16 protein-coding genes and 1 pseudogene are annotated in these 16229 nt (G+C 66.9%); 12 read left to right on the forward strand and 5 right to left on the reverse strand.

What is annotated here, in order from left to right; all coding sequences use genetic code 11:
• The first annotated feature begins 124 nt into the window (after positions 1–124).
• Complete coding sequence (locus J2S73_RS12535; protein WP_306885878.1) at positions 125–937, forward strand: DUF1295 domain-containing protein; 813 nt, start codon at positions 125–127, stop codon at positions 935–937.
• A gap of 4 nt (positions 938–941) precedes the next feature.
• On the opposite strand, the gene J2S73_RS12540 is transcribed toward J2S73_RS12535, so the two are convergent.
• Entirely contained in the window at positions 942–1451 is a 510-nt protein-coding gene (locus J2S73_RS12540; RefSeq protein ID WP_306885879.1) for a MarR family winged helix-turn-helix transcriptional regulator, read from the reverse strand.
• Positions 1452–1665: 214 nt separating this feature from the next.
• Between J2S73_RS12540 and J2S73_RS12545 the strand changes: the two genes are divergently transcribed.
• Genes J2S73_RS12545 through J2S73_RS12555 form a run of 3 tightly spaced genes read left to right on the forward strand, consistent with a single transcriptional unit; the run spans position 1666 to position 3250 of the window.
• Positions 1666–1878: a hypothetical protein gene (locus tag J2S73_RS12545; protein ID WP_306885880.1), complete on the forward strand. Its 213-nt coding sequence runs from the start codon at positions 1666–1668 to the stop codon at positions 1876–1878.
• Between the two features lie 54 nt (positions 1879–1932).
• On the forward strand, positions 1933–2640 hold the full coding sequence (locus J2S73_RS12550) for a LysM peptidoglycan-binding domain-containing protein (RefSeq protein WP_306885881.1): 708 nt from the start codon (positions 1933–1935) through the stop codon (positions 2638–2640).
• A gap of 43 nt (positions 2641–2683) precedes the next feature.
• Positions 2684–3250 (forward strand): CAP domain-containing protein, encoded by a 567-nt coding sequence (locus tag J2S73_RS12555; RefSeq protein ID WP_306885882.1) that lies wholly within the window; start codon positions 2684–2686, stop codon positions 3248–3250.
• Between the two features lie 16 nt (positions 3251–3266).
• On the opposite strand, the gene mmsB is transcribed toward J2S73_RS12555, so the two are convergent.
• The 3 genes from mmsB to J2S73_RS12570 form a co-directional block, all read right to left on the reverse strand.
• A complete protein-coding gene (gene mmsB, locus J2S73_RS12560) occupies positions 3267–4175 on the reverse strand; it encodes a 3-hydroxyisobutyrate dehydrogenase (RefSeq protein WP_306885884.1) in 909 nt (302 codons plus the stop codon).
• 86 nt (positions 4176–4261) lie between these two features.
• A complete protein-coding gene (locus J2S73_RS12565; RefSeq protein ID WP_306885885.1) occupies positions 4262–4675 on the reverse strand; it encodes a DUF6163 family protein in 414 nt (137 codons plus the stop codon).
• Between the two features lie 37 nt (positions 4676–4712).
• Entirely contained in the window at positions 4713–5747 is a 1035-nt protein-coding gene (locus tag J2S73_RS12570; protein ID WP_306885886.1) for an enoyl-CoA hydratase/isomerase family protein, read from the reverse strand.
• Between the two features lie 185 nt (positions 5748–5932).
• Here J2S73_RS12570 and hemB point away from each other — a divergent pair, with 185 nt between their 5' ends.
• The 8 genes and pseudogenes from hemB to J2S73_RS12610 all read left to right on the forward strand — a co-directional run bounded on the left by hemB (position 5933) and on the right by J2S73_RS12610 (position 14027).
• The gene (gene hemB, locus J2S73_RS12575; RefSeq protein WP_306885887.1) at positions 5933–6970 is read left to right on the forward strand and encodes a porphobilinogen synthase; all 1038 of its coding nucleotides are present in this window, start codon (positions 5933–5935) and stop codon (positions 6968–6970) included.
• Between the two features lie 28 nt (positions 6971–6998).
• Positions 6999–8255, forward strand: a complete 1257-nt coding sequence (locus J2S73_RS12580) for a threonine ammonia-lyase (protein WP_306885888.1) — start codon at positions 6999–7001, stop codon at positions 8253–8255.
• Positions 8256–8362: 107 nt separating this feature from the next.
• Entirely contained in the window at positions 8363–8917 is a 555-nt protein-coding gene (locus J2S73_RS12585) for an RDD family protein (protein ID WP_306885889.1), read from the forward strand.
• 361 nt (positions 8918–9278) lie between these two features.
• The gene (locus J2S73_RS12590; protein ID WP_306885890.1) at positions 9279–11105 is read left to right on the forward strand and encodes an SLC13 family permease; all 1827 of its coding nucleotides are present in this window, start codon (positions 9279–9281) and stop codon (positions 11103–11105) included.
• A 345-nt stretch (positions 11106–11450) separates the two neighbouring features.
• Positions 11451–12197 carry an arginyltransferase gene (locus J2S73_RS12595; RefSeq protein ID WP_306885891.1) on the forward strand — a complete coding sequence of 249 codons (747 nt, stop codon included), beginning with the start codon at positions 11451–11453 and terminating at the stop codon, positions 12195–12197.
• A 201-nt stretch (positions 12198–12398) separates the two neighbouring features.
• On the forward strand, positions 12399–12653 hold the full coding sequence (locus tag J2S73_RS12600; RefSeq protein WP_306885892.1) for a hypothetical protein: 255 nt from the start codon (positions 12399–12401) through the stop codon (positions 12651–12653).
• Positions 12654–12901: 248 nt separating this feature from the next.
• A pseudogene (locus J2S73_RS21685) lies at positions 12902–13102 on the forward strand (cupin domain-containing protein); the annotation flags it as partial.
• Positions 13103–13331: 229 nt separating this feature from the next.
• Positions 13332–14027, forward strand: a complete 696-nt coding sequence (locus tag J2S73_RS12610; RefSeq protein WP_306885894.1) for a L,D-transpeptidase — start codon at positions 13332–13334, stop codon at positions 14025–14027.
• 107 nt (positions 14028–14134) lie between these two features.
• Here the strand turns inward: J2S73_RS12610 and J2S73_RS12615 are convergent, their stop codons facing one another.
• Positions 14135–16228 carry a pyrroloquinoline quinone-dependent dehydrogenase gene (locus J2S73_RS12615; protein ID WP_306885895.1) on the reverse strand — a complete coding sequence of 698 codons (2094 nt, stop codon included), beginning with the start codon at positions 16226–16228 and terminating at the stop codon, positions 14135–14137.
• Position 16229: the final 1 nt, after the last annotated feature.

The following is a 16229-nucleotide window of genomic DNA, read 5'->3' on the forward strand; positions in this document are numbered from 1 at the left end:
GAGGTACCACGGACGAGGTTAACAAACAACGAGCCGCCCAGGTCGCTGCCGGCACAAAACGCCATCACGAATGGGTGAAAACTTCAGCAGACGAGCGCAGCTCTTCTAACGCGCGGGAGATGACATGGCCGCCTCGCAGCCCCTGGCACTGGCCGTCACGTTTTTGATTACCCTGCTGATGTTCACGTTGATGTGGCGAATTCATGTCGGCAAGGAAGACGCCGGCGTGGTCGACTATTACTGGGGCTCAGGCTTCGCAGTCATCGCTTTCGCGGAGCTTGCCCTGGCGGGCGCTGCCAGCCCCGCCGCCCTTGCCATCGCCGGCGCCGTCGTCCTGTGGGCAGCCCGTCTGACGCTGCATCTGGCGCAGCGCGACAACAGAAGCCACGGGGAGGATCCGCGCTATCGCCGGATGCGGGAGACGGTCGGACCGTCCTTCTGGTGGCGCAGCCTGTTCACGGTCTTCCTGCTGCAGGGCGTGCTGCAATGGCTGATTGCCGCCCCCGTCCACGCCGCACTGCTCTTTCCGGCCGAGGCGGCCGAAACCGCCCTGGTGGTGGCCGGTCTGTGCCTCTTCGCCGTCGGTCTTGCCATCGAATGGATCGCGGACCGGCAACTCGCTCGCCATCGGGCAGACTCGGAGATCGCCCGCACCACGCTGGCGTCCGGCCTGTGGGCCTGGAGCCGCCATCCGAACTATTTCGGTGAAGCCGTCCTCTGGTTCGGACTGGCGATCGCCGCCTACGGCGTGTCCGGCGCGCTCTGGGCCTTCGCCGGACCGGTCCTGCTGACGCTGGTCATGGTGACGGTTTCGGCGCCCCTGACCGAGCGCCATCTGCTCGACGCGCGGCCCGACTACGCCGCCTACAGGGCGCGGACCTCGGCCTTCGTGCCGTGGCCGCAACGCTCGAATCGGGCGAAAACCGTCAGATTGTAGGGGATTAGAGCCGGTAGAGTATCTGATCCTGCCAGAAGCGGTCGAGCCGCTGCAGGTTCTGGGTCATCGACTGGAGGTCGTTGGGATCGATGGCGCTGACGGCGGTCATGGTGCGCACGTGGCGATCGAAGAGAGCCTCGACGACGGCGGCGATCTCCTGCCCTTCGTCGGTCAGGGTCAGCCGTACCGTGCGCTTGTCGGACTCGGATCGTTCCTGACGGACCAGCCCCTGCTCGACCAGCTTCTTGACGTTGTAGGAGACGTTCGAGCCGAGATAGTAGCCGCGCGTCTTGAGTTCGCTCGCCGTCACCGCGCTGTCGCCGATATAGTAGATCAGCACCGCCTGGACGTTGGAGACGTCGGTGCGGCCGAGCCGGTCGAACTCGTCCTTCACGACGTCGAGGAAGCGGCGGTGAACCCGTTCGACGAGCTTCACGGCTTCGAGATAGACCGGCTTCAGGTCATCGATGGTGAGCGCGGCCGGCCGGGCCGGGGCGCCGATGTGCATGGTCATGTCTGAGCCTCCTGACGGGCCGCACTGTCTTGTTCTGCGTGCGTGCCGTGGGGCCACCCTCGCGTCTCGCCTTAAAGGCCTCCTTAAGAGACAGGATGAACGCTTGGTGAATCGCGGAGCTGTTGCATTTCTGCCGCGCGCTCCGGAACCAGGACCGTCCGCAAGCCGTTCCGAAGGCACGCGAAAACGCCGAAACCTCAAGGTCGAGGAAAAGATGAGCGGACACTCCAAGCATCCGAAACGGCCGACCCCTCCGGATCGGGACCTGAACCAGGATCCTGGCATCGGGCGCTCCAAGGGCGCCGACATGGGCAAGGCGGATCCGGAAGACATCGAAGGCGACAACACGTTCGAAGGCGACGTGGAGAACGACCCGAACCGGATCGGAAAGGTCGATCCCGAACGCATCGGACGCCGTAACAAGTAGGTCGTCGACATCGACTAAGCTCCCCTTGCAACGAAAAGGAAGGAAGCCCCCGCAATGACGCCTCTGACCAGCCTCAGGACAACCGGCCTCGCCGCGCTGCTCCTCGTCCCGCTCGCGGTTCCCGCCAGCGCCCAGTCGAGCTGCGGCGCGGAAGCCACCGTGCGCACCGGCGAGACCCTCGCCGACCTGGCCGCGCGCTGCGACGTGACGATGGCCGAGATCAACGATGCCAACCCCGGCCTGACGGCGGAGGACGCCGCCCCCGGCACCGTCGTGAACCTGCCCGCGACCCTCGGCGGTGGCGGCTGGATGGATCGCGCCCGGGGCGCGCTCGACCGTGCCGGCGAGGAGATCCAGGGTGCGGCGGAACGCGCCGGCCAGTCCGTGCAGGACTATCTGGACGAGAATCCCGAGCTGAAGAGCGACCTGCAGAGCTTCGGTTCGCGGGTCGGCCTGCCCGGCGTCGAGGCGCCCGCGGCGGCCGGACCCAACATGCTCGTCGATCCGGCAACGGTTGCCGCGGACGGCACGGTCACGATCAGCGCATCCGGCCTCCCTGGCCAGACCGAGGTCGAGATCGGCGCGGGTCCGCCGGAGGCCGAGTACAAGGTGATCCAGACGGCGACCACCGACAGCGACGGAACGCTGAGCGAGACCGTCACTCTGCCCTCCTGGGCGAGCGCCGACGACAGCGTCGTCTTCGTGCTCGAGACGCCGCGGTTCCGGCTGACTTCCGACCCGGTCACGGTCGAGAAGCCGTAGCAACGGCCTTGCGATCGGCGTGAAGCTGCGGCGAGATCCCCCGATGGTTCACACGCCGATTCGCATCAGAGCGCGCAAAACGGCCCGGTTCGCATGTGCGGCCGGGCTCGCGCTTCTTGTGGCCGCCTGCGGGTCGTTCGACATCGCCGGCGGCTCCAATCTCCCGGCCCTGCGCCAGCAGAGCCTGGCCCTCGTGAACGACGCGCGTGCCCGGGAAGGTCTGCCACCGCTCACCCTGGACCCTGCCCTCAACAGGGCCGCCCAGGCTCATGCCAACGACATGCGCCGGCGCAACTACTACGCCCACACCTCTCTTCTGGGCCTCGGACCGCCCGAGCGCTACGCCAAGGCCGGCGGCTCTCCGCTCGGCCATTTCGCCGAGAACATCGCGCGCTGCTTCCGCTGTGCCGTTCCGGCCGACGCGGCATCCGTGCGGCAGCTCCACGAACAGTGGATGAACAGCCCGAGCCACCGGGCCCACATCCTGAAGCCGGAAGTGACCCGCTACGGCTTCGGCCTCGCCGAAACCGAGAATGGCAAGCACTACGCCGTGGAGGACTTCTACGGACCGGTGCGACCGGAGGACTACCGGCGCGCCCCGGGTCTTTAGATCGGCAGCCCTCGGGCTACGAGCCCGCTTCGTCCGACTTGTTGCCGCGCAGGAACTCGATCACCGCAGAGAAATCGCGGGCGGCAAGCCCCTCGTTGGCCAGCAGGGTGTAGATCTGCTGCGCCCCGGCCCCAAGCGGTGTGGCGGTACCCGTGGTCCGCGCCGCATCCTGGGCGAGGTTCAGGTCCTTGAGCATCATCGCGCCGGTGAAGCCCGGCGCGTAATCGCGGTTGGCCGGAGATGTCGGCACCGGGCCCGGCACCGGGCAGTAGGTGGTCAGCGACCAGCACTGCCCCGACGCCTTCGACGAGATGTCGAACAGCGCCTGCCGGTCGAGCCCGAGCTGGTCGGCCAGGTTGAAGGCCTCCGAGACCGCGATCATCGAGATGCCGAGCACCATGTTGTTGCAGATCTTCGCGGCCTGGCCATTGCCCGGCCCGCCGGCATGGACCACCGTTTTGCCCATGGCGTCCAGGATCGGCTTGGCCCGCTCGAACGCCGGCTCCGGTCCGCCGACCATGAAGGTGAGCGTCCCCGCCTCCGCGCCGCCGACGCCGCCGGAGACCGGCGCGTCGATCATGAACAGGCCGGCCTGCTCCGCCTCCGCCGCCACTGTGCGGGACGTCTGCACGTCGATGGTGGAGCAGTCAATGAGCAGCGTTTCCGGCCGGGCCAGCGCGATCACACCCTCTCCGCCCATATAGACCGAGCGAACGTGGCTTCCGGCCGGTAGCATCGTGATCACGATCTCCGCCTCGCCCATCAGCTCGATCAGCGATCCGGCCGCGCGCCCGCCCGCATCGGCAAGCCGGGCCTTCGCCCCGTCGTCGAGGTCCAGGCCGGTGACGGTGTGGCCCGCCTTCACCAGGTTCGCGGCCATCGGGCCGCCCATGTTGCCGAGCCCGACAAATCCGATTTTCGCCATTCAGCTTCCTCCCTCGTCGTCCTGTCCGGTCCCGGGTTGCGCCCGGTGGTGCGCCGACTGCTCCGGCGTGCCGGCAAGGCAGGCGATCACTTCGATTCCTCGCGCTCCATCAGGAACACCAGTCCGAGATAGGCGAGCACCGTCAGGACGTTGCCGATCACCGCCGGCGTGTTGCTGCCGAACATGTCGGTCATCACCGTATGAAAGATGATCTGGCTCGCTGCCGCCAGCAGCCACAGGACCGTGCCCCAGGACACCGTCAGCCAGAGCCCGACGCCCGCCACGAGGCTGAGCACGGCGAAATAGACCGCCGCGACCTGGATCTCGACGGGCAGCTCCCAGAACCAGATCCCACCGAACTGCGCGATGCCGATGATGCGGGCCCAGATGACGACACCCGCCAGCAGCCAGAGCACCGACAGGACCCGCATGTAGACGGTCATGACGGTGCGCCAGCTGAACTTTCGCGAATCGACCTTCAGGGCCTCGATATCGATCATGACGGCACTTTCAGAAATGGACGCGGCGTCCGGTTGGTCAGTCCAACGTCAGGTCGTCCCCGTCCAGCGGATCGAAATGGGCGGCGATTGCCGCAGGATCGAGATCTTCCACCCGGGCGGGCCGCCAGTCGGGCGATCCGTCCTTGTCGATCAGCAGCGCCCGGACCCCTTCGTAGAAGTCGTGCCCCTTCAGGATGCGGCTCAGGATCCGGTACTCCATCACCATGCATTCCTCGAATGAGAGGTCGGCGGCCTCCGCGATCTCCCGGAAGGCCAGCGCCAGCGACGTGGGAGAGCGCGACCGCAGCGTCTCGGCCGTTTCCCGCGCCCAGTCGCTTTCGGAGACTGCTTCCAGACCGGCGATGATGTCTGTCACGCTTTCCGCGGCGTAGGCACGGTCGATATCGGCCTGCCGGTCGGCAAGCGCGGACGGTCCCGTCTCGGCGACCGCGTCTGTCAGCGTGGGTTCCAGTTCGGCGCCGCCCAGGAGTGCCTCGACGAGGCCCGGAATGGCCTCGGAGGCAACCGGGTGCGTCACCAGCCCGGCCCAGACGCTGTCGGCGAGGTCGAGTCGGCCGGCCGTCAGGCCCGCGTGAAGGCCGGTCAGGCCGGGCATGCGCGAGAGCACGAACGATCCGCCCACGTCCGGAAAGAAGCCGATCCCGGTCTCCGGCATGGCAAAGACGAGCTTCTCGCTGGCGACCCGATGCGAGCCGTGGGCGGACAGGCCGACGCCGCCGCCCATGCAGATGCCGTCGATCAGGGCGACATAGGGTTTCGGGTAGCGCTTGATCAGGGCGTTCAGCCGGTATTCGTCGCGAAAGAAGCTGCGCGCGGCCGCGTAGTCCTGCCGGCCGAGTTCCCAGATCCGGCGGATGTCGCCGCCGGCGCAGAAGGCCTTGCCCTCGGCGGTGACGAGCACCTGCAGCAGGTCGGGATCGTTCGCCCATTCCGAAAGTTTGGCGTAGAGCGACAGGATCATGTCGTGGCTGAGCGCGTTGAGCGCCTTCGGTCGATCCAGGATCACCAGGCCGCTGTGGCCGTGCCGTTCGAACCGGATGTCTTCGCTCATGCTGCTCTCATGCCCCGCCTAAAGCGCCGATCTCCCTACCGCGATTTGGGCATGCTTGGCAAAGCGCTTGATGCGCGGGACGCTCGGCCGCGGCGGCATCAGTTTCACGGGATCGTCGAATGGACTAGCTTGGAGCCGGATTTCCCCGAACCCGGTCCGACCGGACCCCAGACGAGTTTGCTTGAATGACGATCGATCCCGCCCGCTTCACCGTCTCCGCCGACGTCCGCGACATCGTCCAGGGCCGCAGGCTTCGCCGGCCCCGTCAGGCCGACTGGTCGCGTCGGCTGGTCCGCGAGAATTCCCTGAGCGTGGATGACCTGATCTGGCCGATGTTCGTGGTCGACGGCGAAGGCCGGCGCGATCCGGTTCCCTCCATGCCCGGCGTGGACCGGCTCTCGATCGACAACATCGTGCGCGAGGTCGAACGCGCCGCCCGGCTCGGCATTCCCGCCGTCGCCCTCTTTCCCTACACCGACGACCGGCTGCGCGACGAGACCGGCAGCGAGGCCCTCAACGGAAACAATCTGGTCTGCCGGTCGTGCCGGGCGATCAAGCAGGCGGTGCCGGAGATCGGCCTGATCACCGACGTCGCGCTGGATCCCTACACCAGCCACGGCCACGACGGGCTGATGTCGGGCGAGGACATCGTCAACGATGCGTCCGTTGCCCAGCTCTGCGGCCAGGCGCTGGTGCAGGCGGAGGCCGGCGCCGACGTGATCGCGCCGTCCGACATGATGGACGGGCGGGTCGGCGCGATCCGCGCGAGCCTGGACAATGCCGGCTTCGAGCAGGTGCAGATCATGGCCTATGCGGCCAAGTTCGCCTCCGCCTTCTACGGCCCGTTCCGAGACGCGATCGGCACCTCGGCGGCGCTCAAGGGCGACAAGCGCACCTACCAGATGGATCCCGGCAACTCCAACGAGGCGCTGCGCGAGGTGGAGCTGGATCTGGCCGAGGGCGCCGACAGCGTCATGGTCAAACCGGGCATGCCCTATCTCGACATCATCCGGCGCGTGAAGGACCACTTCTCGGTTCCGACCTTCGCCTACCAGGTGTCCGGCGAGTACGCGATGCTGATGGCGGCCGTGCAGAACGGCTGGCTCGACGGCGATCGGGTCATGATGGAAAGCCTGATGGCCTTCAAGCGCGCCGGCGCCGACGGCGTTCTCACCTATTTCGCGCCCCGCATCGCCGAACGGCTGCAGGGCGGACAGAGCTGACCACGGGATCCGGACCGGGAGGGCGATCGTGACCGACACCTTGACGCAGACGGCGCTTCCGCCCCTCCCCGATCTCGACGCCATCCGGGAAGCGGCGGCCGAAATCGACGGCCAGGTGGTCCGCACGCCCTGCCTGCCGGCGCCGAAGCTCTCCCAGCTCGTCGGCGCCGAGATCTACGTCAAGTACGAGAACATGCAGGTCACCAACTCCTTCAAGGACCGCGGCGCGCTGGTGCGTCTGCTGCGGCTCAGCGAGGAGGAGCGTCGCAGGGGCGTGATCGCCATGTCCGCCGGTAACCATGCCCAGGCGGTCGCCTACCATTCCAGCCGGCTCGGCATCCCCGCCACCATCGTGATGCCGGAGACCACCCCGTTCGTGAAGGTGCAGGCCACCCAGGCCCGCGGCGCACGCGTGGTGCTCAGCGGTGAGACGCTGGCGGAGTCCCAGATCGAATGCGAACGCCTGCGCGCCGAACAGGATCTGACCCTGATCCATCCCTATGACGATCCGGACGTCATCCGCGGGCAGGGCACCATCGCCCTGGAAATGCTGGAGCAGGCGCCGGACCTGGACATGCTCGTGGTGCCCATCGGCGGCGGCGGGCTGATCTCCGGCATCGCCATTGCCGCGAAGGCACTCCGGCCCGACATCACGATCGTCGGCACGGAGGCAGCCCTCTACCCGTCCATGTGGGGGATGCTGCGCGGCGAAAGCCCCACCTGCGGCGGCAACACGCTCGCCGAAGGCATCGCCGTCAAGAATGTCGGCAAGCTGACCTATGCGGCGGTCCGCGCGCTTGTCGACGACATCATGCTGGTCGACGAACCCTCGCTGGAGCGCGCGGTCAACGCCTACCTCACCCTGCAGAAGACGATGGCCGAGGGCGCCGGCGCCGCCGGCCTCGCCGCCGTCATGATGGCGCCGGAACGCTTCGCCGGCCGCAAGGTCGGCCTCGTCCTGTGCGGCGGCAACATCGATGCGCGCATCCTCGCCTCCATCATGGTGAGGGAGCTGGCGCGCGGCGAACGGATCGTGGCCCTGCGGGTCGTGATCCAGGACCGGCCGGGCGTTCTCGGCGAACTGGCGTGCACCATCGGCCGGCTCGGCGGCAACATCCTCGAGGTGTCCCACCACCGGCTGTTTCTCAACGTGCCGGCCAAGGGAACCTCGGTCGATTTCACCATCGAGATCCGCGACGCGGCCCATGCCGCCGAGCTGATCACGGCCATCGAGGGGCTGGGCTTTTCCGTCACCCGCCTGGAGGCGGCCGAATCCCATTTCTGAGGCCGCTGCGGCCGCGCCGCGCCCGGTTCTTTTGACATTCGGCGCCGCAATGCACATCTGCTGAGTGCTGCGTTCGCGGCGACCGGACCCCGGCCGGCTGCGGACGAATGGCGATTTTTCTGGAGGATTTCGCGATGAGCGCCGCGATGGACTACGAAGCCGGCCATCCCCTTTTCGACCCGTTCGCCCATCCCGAACTCTATCAGGGCATGCGGTTCCGCCGCTCCATGGCCTTCCTCATGGACTGCGTGCTGATCACGGTCCTGATGTTCGCCGCCTCCATCGCGATCCTCTTTCTCGGCGTCCTCACCCTCGGTCTGGCCTGGGTCCTGTTCGCCATTCTCTGGCCGGCCGTCGCCCTCCTCTACATCGCCTTCACCCTGGGCGGCTCGAATTCCGCGACGCCGGGCATGCGGGCCATGGGCATCGAGCTCCGGCTCTGGCACGGCGGCAAGGTCTATCCGCTGCTCGCCATGATCCACGGCGTCCTCTACTACCTCTCGGTCAGCTTCCTGACGCCGCTGGTGCTGCTGGTGGCCTTTTTCTCCGACCGCAAGCGGCTGCTCCACGACATGCTGCTCGGCACGGTCATGGTGGATTCTTCGGCGCTCCGTCAGCTCGATTCGGTGGTGGCCGGACACGACGAACCCGCCACCGCCTGATCCTGCCTACGGCGGATCGAACGGACGAACGGGCATCCGCACCTCTCCCCTTGCGCCCGATCCGGGCCGGAAATTGCGTGCCCGACCCCGAAATCGGAATGGGCTACCTTTTCGCGGCCCGGTCGACCCGCCAATATGCCCTCCTGTCTTCACGACCTTGAGCGGGTCCGTTTCGTTTCGACCTTGTCAGTGGAACGGGGCACGCTCCGGGACAATGTGGCCTGGGTCCGGTGGAACGCCGGTCCAGGCCATTTTCTTGGCGGTGGCCTCTTCTGCACGACCGGACGCGTCTTTGATCGTGACGCGGAGAAGCAGCCGGGGCACCATTCCCTTTTGATCGACGTGGCGGGATGGACCCTGCATGACGCTGATGTCCGACCTTGCGATGTGGCTGACCTTCGGCGTCATCGTCTTTTCGGTGGTGCTGTACGCGACCGAGCGATACTCGATCGAACTGATCAGTCTCGGCGTCATCGTCGCCTACATGATCATCTTCCCGGTGGCCGGTGTGGGGCCGTCGTCCCTCGACGCCAGCGCGCTGATCGCCGGGTTCGCCAATCCGGGCCTGCTGACGATCCTGGCGCTTCTCGTTGTCGGACAGGGCCTGTTTCACACCGACGCCCTGGATGGAGCGGCGCGGATTATGGTGAAGGCCGTCGACCGGGTCGGCGGGATCGCCATTGCCGGCGCCTTCCTCTGCATCGGTCTCCTCAGCGCATTCATGAACAACACCCCCGTGGTGGTCATGTTTCTGCCGGTCATCGCCGCGCTGGGCACTGCCGTGGGCCGGTCGTCGTCCCGCCTGCTGATGCCGCTTTCCTTCATCTCGATCCTGGGCGGCATGGCGACGGTGATCGGCTCCTCCACCAACCTCCTGGCCGTCGACGTGGCGCGGCGGGCGGGTGTGGCCGATATCGGCTTCTTTTCCTTCACCCCGATCGCCCTGATCCTGATCGCGGTCGGTGCGATCTACGTCCTCGGCGTGATGCCACGCATCCTCACGCCGCGCCGGACCATGGCCGACGAACTCAGAGCCGGCGCCGGGCGCCAGTTCATCGCCGAGATTCCGGTGCGCGAGGGGCATCCGCTGAACGGAGCAAAGTCCCAGGCCGGGCTGTTTCCGCAGCTCTCCGAGATCACCGTGCGCCTGGTCCAGCGCGGCGAGCGCGCGATCCTGCCCCCATTCGAGGACGTCACCCTCAGGGCCGGCGACATCGTCATCGTCGCCGCGACCCGGCCAAAGCTGGAAAAGATCCTCTCCCAGAAGAACACGATGATGCCGGACGCGGCGTCCGACGGAGAGCCGGAGCCCCAGCCCCTGCCTGGCGGCGTGGTCACCCTCGCCGAGGCGATCGTCGCGCCCGGCTCGCGTCTCATCGGCCGGACCACCCCCCAGGCCGGATTCCGGACCGACACGGGCTGCGTCGCGCTGGGCATCCAGCGGCGCAGCCGGATGCCGCGGACGCCGCTGACGGAGATCCGCATGGAGGCCGGCGACGTCCTGCTGTTCGCCGGAACCCGCGATCAGATCGAACGGCTGCGCGGCAACCGCGACGTGCTGCTCGTGGACTGGACCGCGACCGACGTTCCGCGGCGCGCCAAGGCTCCCCTCGCGCTGGCCATCTTCGCCGCCGTCGTAGCCTCGGCCGCCCTCGAACTCGCCCCCATCGTGGTCGCCGCGATGGCCGGCGCGCTCGCGATGCTGGCCACCGGATGCCTCAACATCCGCCAGGCCGTCCGCGTGATCGACAGCCGCATCGTCATGCTCGTCGGCGCCGCGATCGCTTCGGCATCCGCGCTCGAGGCCACCGGCGGGGCGACAGCGCTCGCCGATGCGGTGGTCACCGCGCTCGACGGCAGTTCGCCGGCGATCATCCTGTCGGCCATCTTCCTGGTGATCGCCGCCACCACCAACGTCCTCACCAACAACGCCGCGGCTGTCCTGTTCACCCCCGTGGCGATCCAGCTCGCCTCCCGGCTGGGCGTGCCGGCGGAGCCCTTTGTCGTGGCCGTGATCATGGCGGCCAACTGCTCGTTCGCAACGCCGCTTGCCTACCAGACGAACCTTCTGGTCATGGGTCCGGGACACTATCGGTTCCGGGACTTTCTGGTGGCCGGAGCGCCGCTGGTGCTGCTTCTGTGGATCACGTTTTCCCTGGCCGCGCCGTGGTATTATGGTCTCGGCTGATACCGGTTGAGAATCGGCGCTCACCCGGTTCACAAACCCGTCGAGCGGAACCGGCGATTTTTCGCGGGATCGGGCTGTACCATGTCCGTCCGGTTGAGGCATTCTGGCCGCAGGATTCGTGAGACTTCGCCTACGGGACCGGGTGAGCGACCGGAGCTGCGACCCGCACCGGCGTTTCGGGCAGCATCGTTGGGTTCAGGCTGAGTTCAGTGTGAACGACCCATGCTCTAGGTAGGCCCGGCGCAAGGCCTATATGCGCTTGTGTCGAATGGGCTTTCGCAATCTCAGCGATTGGGCCACACGTGTGAGAAGGCCCGCGAACGAGGCAGAGCAGACCGACCGACCATGACGCGGCAGTATAGTGACAATCCGCAGTTCTACCTGACGGCGGCGGCGCCGTGCCCCTATCTGGACGGTCGTCTGGAGCGGAAGGTGTTCACGCATCTGGTCGGCGACCGGGCGGCGGCCCTCAATGACATACTCACCCAGGGTGGCTTCCGGCGCTCCCAGAACATCGCCTATCGGCCGGCCTGCGAAGGCTGCAAGTCCTGCATTTCCGTACGCGTGTGCGTCGACGAATTCGACTGGACGCGCTCCTTCCGGCGCATCCTCGCCAATTCCCGCGACCTCATCGGCGAAGAGATCCCGCCGGCGCCCTCCTCCGAGCAGTATTCGCTGTTTCGCGACTATCTCGATTCCCGCCACGCCGCCGGCGGGATGGCCGAGATGTCGGTCCTCGACTACGCGATGATGGTCGAGGATACCCACGTCGACACCATGCTGGTGGAGTACCGCCGCGCCGGGCCCGACAGCGGCTTGAGCGGACGCGGCGACGGGCCGCTCGTCGCAACGGCCCTGAGCGACGTTCTCGCCGACGGTCTGTCGATGGTCTATTCCTTCTATGACCCTGCCGAAACCAAGCGCAGCCTCGGAACGTTCATGATCCTGGATCACATCCGGCGAGCGCGCGTGCGGGGGCTGCCCTATGTCTATCTCGGATACTGGGTCGAGGGATCGCCCAAGATGGACTACAAGATTCGCTTCCTCCCCCAGGAGCATCTTGGCCCCCAGGGCTGGCAGCGGCTCGACTGACCGCTTATGTAGCGGTCGGTTTCTTCTCTGTCTTGACGACCGAAATCCCCTCGATCTGACGCTTCCCGCCGCCTTGACGGAGAGCTACAGTCACCGGTGGCAACCGGTCCGCCCGATGCGGACGCGTCAGACCCCTTGCCTTGAAGCGTTCCGCATCTCCCGAACCGGCGGAACGAACCGAGTCTGCGGAGCCCAGCAAAGATGATCTACGTCCTCGCCTTCTTTCTTCCGCCGCTTGCGCTCCTGATCGAGGGCAAGATCTTCTCGGCGATCTTCAACCTGATTCTGATCGTTCTGGTCATCGTGCTGTCGCTGCTGACCCTGTTCACCTTCGCCTTCCTGCTTCTGATCCCGTCGCTGCACGCGATCATCGTCATCGCCCAGGCGCGCCGGAAGCGCGAGCACGAGGAGCTGGTCGAGGCCGCCCGCCAGGGACGGATGCGGATCGACCGCTGAGCCGGCCCTCTCTCGCGCTGCGCCAGGATCGTTCAAGACGCCGCACGCATCCTCCGGCATCCCGTCGGTCCGTGATCGTCACGAAAGGGACCCCGATGCCGAAGGCCGTCCGCCTGTCAGAAAAACTCGCCACCTTCTCCGACCACTGGAAGCCGCGGGTCGTGGCCACCTTCAACGGCCACGACGTCATGGTGGTGAAGCTCAAGGGCGCCTTCGTCTGGCACGCCCATCCCGACACCGACGACTTCTTCCATGTCCTGAAAGGGCGGCTGCGCATCGAGCTGCGCGACGGCGCGGTCGATCTCGGTCCCGGTGACCTCTACGTCGTGCCGAAGGGTGTCGAGCACCGTCCCGTAGCCGACGAGGAGGTGGAGCTCCTGCTGATCGAGCCCGAAGGCACGCCGAACACGGGCGATCCCTCGACCGCGGCGGATAAGCTCCGCATCTGACGGTGCCGTTCCGGACCGTATGGCCCGTCAGCGCCACCCCCTCGCTCGCACGGATGTGAGAAGGCGTTTGCGGCGCCGTGGCCTCCTCTGTGCGATCTCTTTTGGGATTTCTCCAGCCGATTCCCTTTTTCCGGCCTCCGGTGACCAACCTTTCACCATCATTGGCGTTATCTCCGGTGCCATGCCGGTGACGCCTGCGCCTCACCGCTGCGAACCCAACGGAGTAACAATGTCGATCAGCAGACGATCGGTGCTCCTGGGCATGACGAGCTTCGCCCTTGCCGGCTGCGTCACCCAGAACCAGGCCACCGTTCAAACCGCCGCCTCGAACGTCTATCGCCCGGACCCCTACTACGTTGCGATGTACGGCCCGATCACAACGGAGCCGTGGCCGATCGCCGGCGTCGACGTGTCCAAGATCGACCCGCGCCTGCTGCGCCAGGAAGTCGCCTATTCCACGCCGGAGAAGCCCGGCACCATCGTCGTCGATCCCGGCGCCCGGTTCCTCTATCTCGTCCGGGAAAACGGCAAGGCGCTCAGGTACGGCGTCGGCGTGGGCCGCGAGGCCGCCTTCAATTTCGTCGGCGAGGCCTCAATCGAGCGCAAGGCGGAATGGCCGCGGTGGACGCCCACCAAGGACATGATCGCCCGCGAGCCTGAGCGCTACGGTCCCTATGCCGACGGCATGGACGGCGGCCCCGACAATCCGCTCGGGCCCCGCGCGCTCTATCTCTACCAGAACGGCCGCGACACCCTCTACCGGATCCACGGGACCACACAGCCGCACACCATCGGCACCCAGGTTTCTTCGGGCTGCATCCGGCTGTTCAATCAGGACATCATCGACCTCTACCGGCGCGTGCCGCTGGGCACCAAGGTCGTCGTCCTGCCCGCCTCGCCGAACGCGTCCCAGAACGTCTCCTGATCGACCGTGAGGCTTCCCGGACCTGATCGAGGTCCGGACACAAAAAAACCCCGCGTCATCCGACGCGGGGTTTTTCGTTTGCCCTAGCTTGGCGCTCTTCGGGCCGGTCAGTCCGGCAGCGCGTAGGTGACGACCTGATCGCTCACTTTCGGCAGCAGGATCGTGTTTCCGCCCACCGCGAAGGTCACGTACTGCTTGCCCTTGTAGGTGTAGACCGCCGGCAGCGACACGGCAGGCGCATCCACGATGTCGCGCCACAGCACCTCGCCCGTTTCCACGTCGAGCGCGCGGACCCGGCTGTCCATCGAGGCGCCGATGAAGATCAGGCCCGACTTGGTGATCACCGGTCCGCCGATCGTCACCGAGCCCCAGGACTTCGGCATGTAGAAGCCGTGCTTCTGGACCTGGCCGAACGGCAGGTTCCAGAGGCGCTCGCCCGTCGACAGGTCGTAGGCGGCGATCGTGCCGTAGGGCGGCTTCCAGCATGGCATGCCGGCCCAGTTCAGGAACGTCTCCAGATGGAACGCATAGGGCACGTCGCCCTGGGCGTAGTCCCCGGACGTCTCGCCGTCCTGGGACTGCTGCTCGTACTCGGCGCGCGGGATCAGCTGATAGATCTGGGCCACGTGGTTGGAGTTGATCACGTAGATGCCCTTGTCCGGGTCGACCGCGCCGCCGCCCCACTGGCCGCCGCCCGTCGTCGGCGGGAAGGCGAGCGTGCCTTGCGTGCTCGGCGGCGTGAACATGCCGTCATAGCGCAGCTTCTCGAACTGCTCCGTGCAGCCTCCGAAGGCCACCGCATCGGCGAGGATGGAGATCCCCGGGAACTCGTGGTCGATCAGCGGCGCGGGCGTCTCCACCCACGGCTGGGTCGGTGAGGCCTGCTCGCCCTCCACGTCCGAGGCCGGTACCTCCCGCTCCTCGATCGGATAGATCGGCTCGCCGGTCTTGCGGTTCAGGACGTAGAGGAACCCCTGCTTGGAGTTCTGCACCAGCGCGGGAATCGTTTCGCCGTCCTTCTGGATGTCGACCAGGGTTGGCGGCGCCACCGTGTCATAGTCCCAGATATCGTGGTGGATGAGCTGCCGGCTCCACACCACCTCGCCGGTTTCCGTGTCGACCGCCGTCACCGAGGTTGCCAGCGGCAGCTCCTCGGTCCGGTTGCCGCCATAGTAGTTCGGGCTCGGCGACGAGATCGGCAGGTAGAGCAGCCCTTCCTCCGGGTCGATCGACATCGATGCCCACACGTTCGCCGTGCCGGTCCGCTCGATGACGTCGTTCGGCAGCGCGTGGAACATCCACTTCAGCTCGCCCGTCTTCGCGTCCAGCGCGAACACCGTGCCGGGAGGAGCCGCGGAATCGGTCCAGTCCTTGCCGGCCCAGCCGACGAACAGCGTGTCGTTGTAGACCGTGGGCGGCTGCAGCAGCGACAGCGGCCACTTGGCGTTGACCGTGTTCCACTGGTTGACGTCGACGACGCCGTTCTCACCGAAGCCCTCACACGGCTCGCCGCTGTCGGCGTCGACGCCGTGCAGCTTGGCGTCCATCGTCCCGATATAGACGATCTTCTGGCAGGCCTCGCCCTCGGCCGGCTCGTCCTCCTGCCAGTAGGCGACGCCGCGGTTCTTCAAGGCCGGCTGCGTCAGCGCCTCGAGCCGCGATTTGGTGTCGTAGCTCCACTTCTCCTCGCCGGTATCCGGCGTAAGCGCAATGATCCGGTAGAACGGCGTGCCGAGATAAAGCGTGTCGTTGACGAACAGCGGCGTCGCCGACCAGACCGAGGTCGGCCGGTCACCCGAGCCGTCCGAGAAATCGCCGGTGTGATATTCCCAGACCCGCTCCAGGTTTCCGACGTTTTCCGGCGTGATCTGCTCAGCCGGGGAATATTTCTGGGCGCGCAGGTCGCCGTTGAAGGTCGCCCACGTGTCGGTGGTTTCCATCCACGGGTCCGGCCCCTTCCGGACGGACGAATTCTTGCCGGGCTGAGTTCCCGCAGGACCGGTCTCCACTGTGGCGCCCTGGCCGGCGGGCGATGTCGTGGTCCCGGACGCGCCGGTGTCCTGCCCGGTTCCGGCCTCTGCCGCCGGCCGGTTCTGGTTGCCGCCGCTGTTTCCGGTGCCGTCCTGCGCCATTGCGACGCCGCCGGCGAGCGATAGGGTGAGCGCGGTGGTGAGCGCGAGCGCGATGTTGCGATGGGTCATG

The sequence above is a fragment of the Amorphus orientalis genome (genome assembly GCF_030814015.1).
Taxonomy (GTDB): Bacteria; Pseudomonadota; Alphaproteobacteria; order Rhizobiales; family Amorphaceae; genus Amorphus; species Amorphus orientalis.

Bases quoted from the DNA above. Each gene is read 5' to 3' on its own strand.
- J2S73_RS12555 (WP_306885882.1), top strand. From the start codon at position 2,684: ATGGTTCACACGCCGATTCGCATCAGAGCGCGCAAAACGGCCCGGTTC.
- mmsB (WP_306885884.1), bottom strand. From the start codon at position 4,175: ATGGCGAAAATCGGATTTGTCGGGCTCGGCAACATGGGCGGCCCGATG.
- hemB (WP_306885887.1), top strand. From the start codon at position 5,933: ATGACGATCGATCCCGCCCGCTTCACCGTCTCCGCCGACGTCCGCGAC.
- J2S73_RS12550 (WP_306885881.1), top strand. From the start codon at position 1,933: ATGACGCCTCTGACCAGCCTCAGGACAACCGGCCTCGCCGCGCTGCTC.
- J2S73_RS12600 (WP_306885892.1), top strand. From the start codon at position 12,399: ATGATCTACGTCCTCGCCTTCTTTCTTCCGCCGCTTGCGCTCCTGATC.
- J2S73_RS12565 (WP_306885885.1), bottom strand. From the start codon at position 4,675: ATGATCGATATCGAGGCCCTGAAGGTCGATTCGCGAAAGTTCAGCTGG.
- J2S73_RS12535 (WP_306885878.1), top strand. From the start codon at position 125: ATGGCCGCCTCGCAGCCCCTGGCACTGGCCGTCACGTTTTTGATTACC.
- J2S73_RS12595 (WP_306885891.1), top strand. From the start codon at position 11,451: ATGACGCGGCAGTATAGTGACAATCCGCAGTTCTACCTGACGGCGGCG.
- J2S73_RS12545 (WP_306885880.1), top strand. From the start codon at position 1,666: ATGAGCGGACACTCCAAGCATCCGAAACGGCCGACCCCTCCGGATCGG.
- J2S73_RS12590 (WP_306885890.1), top strand. From the start codon at position 9,279: ATGACGCTGATGTCCGACCTTGCGATGTGGCTGACCTTCGGCGTCATC.
- J2S73_RS12540 (WP_306885879.1), bottom strand. From the start codon at position 1,451: ATGACCATGCACATCGGCGCCCCGGCCCGGCCGGCCGCGCTCACCATC.
- J2S73_RS12610 (WP_306885894.1), top strand. From the start codon at position 13,332: ATGTCGATCAGCAGACGATCGGTGCTCCTGGGCATGACGAGCTTCGCC.
- J2S73_RS12570 (WP_306885886.1), bottom strand. From the start codon at position 5,747: ATGAGCGAAGACATCCGGTTCGAACGGCACGGCCACAGCGGCCTGGTG.
- J2S73_RS12615 (WP_306885895.1), bottom strand. From the start codon at position 16,228: ATGACCCATCGCAACATCGCGCTCGCGCTCACCACCGCGCTCACCCTA.
- J2S73_RS12585 (WP_306885889.1), top strand. From the start codon at position 8,363: ATGGCGATTTTTCTGGAGGATTTCGCGATGAGCGCCGCGATGGACTAC.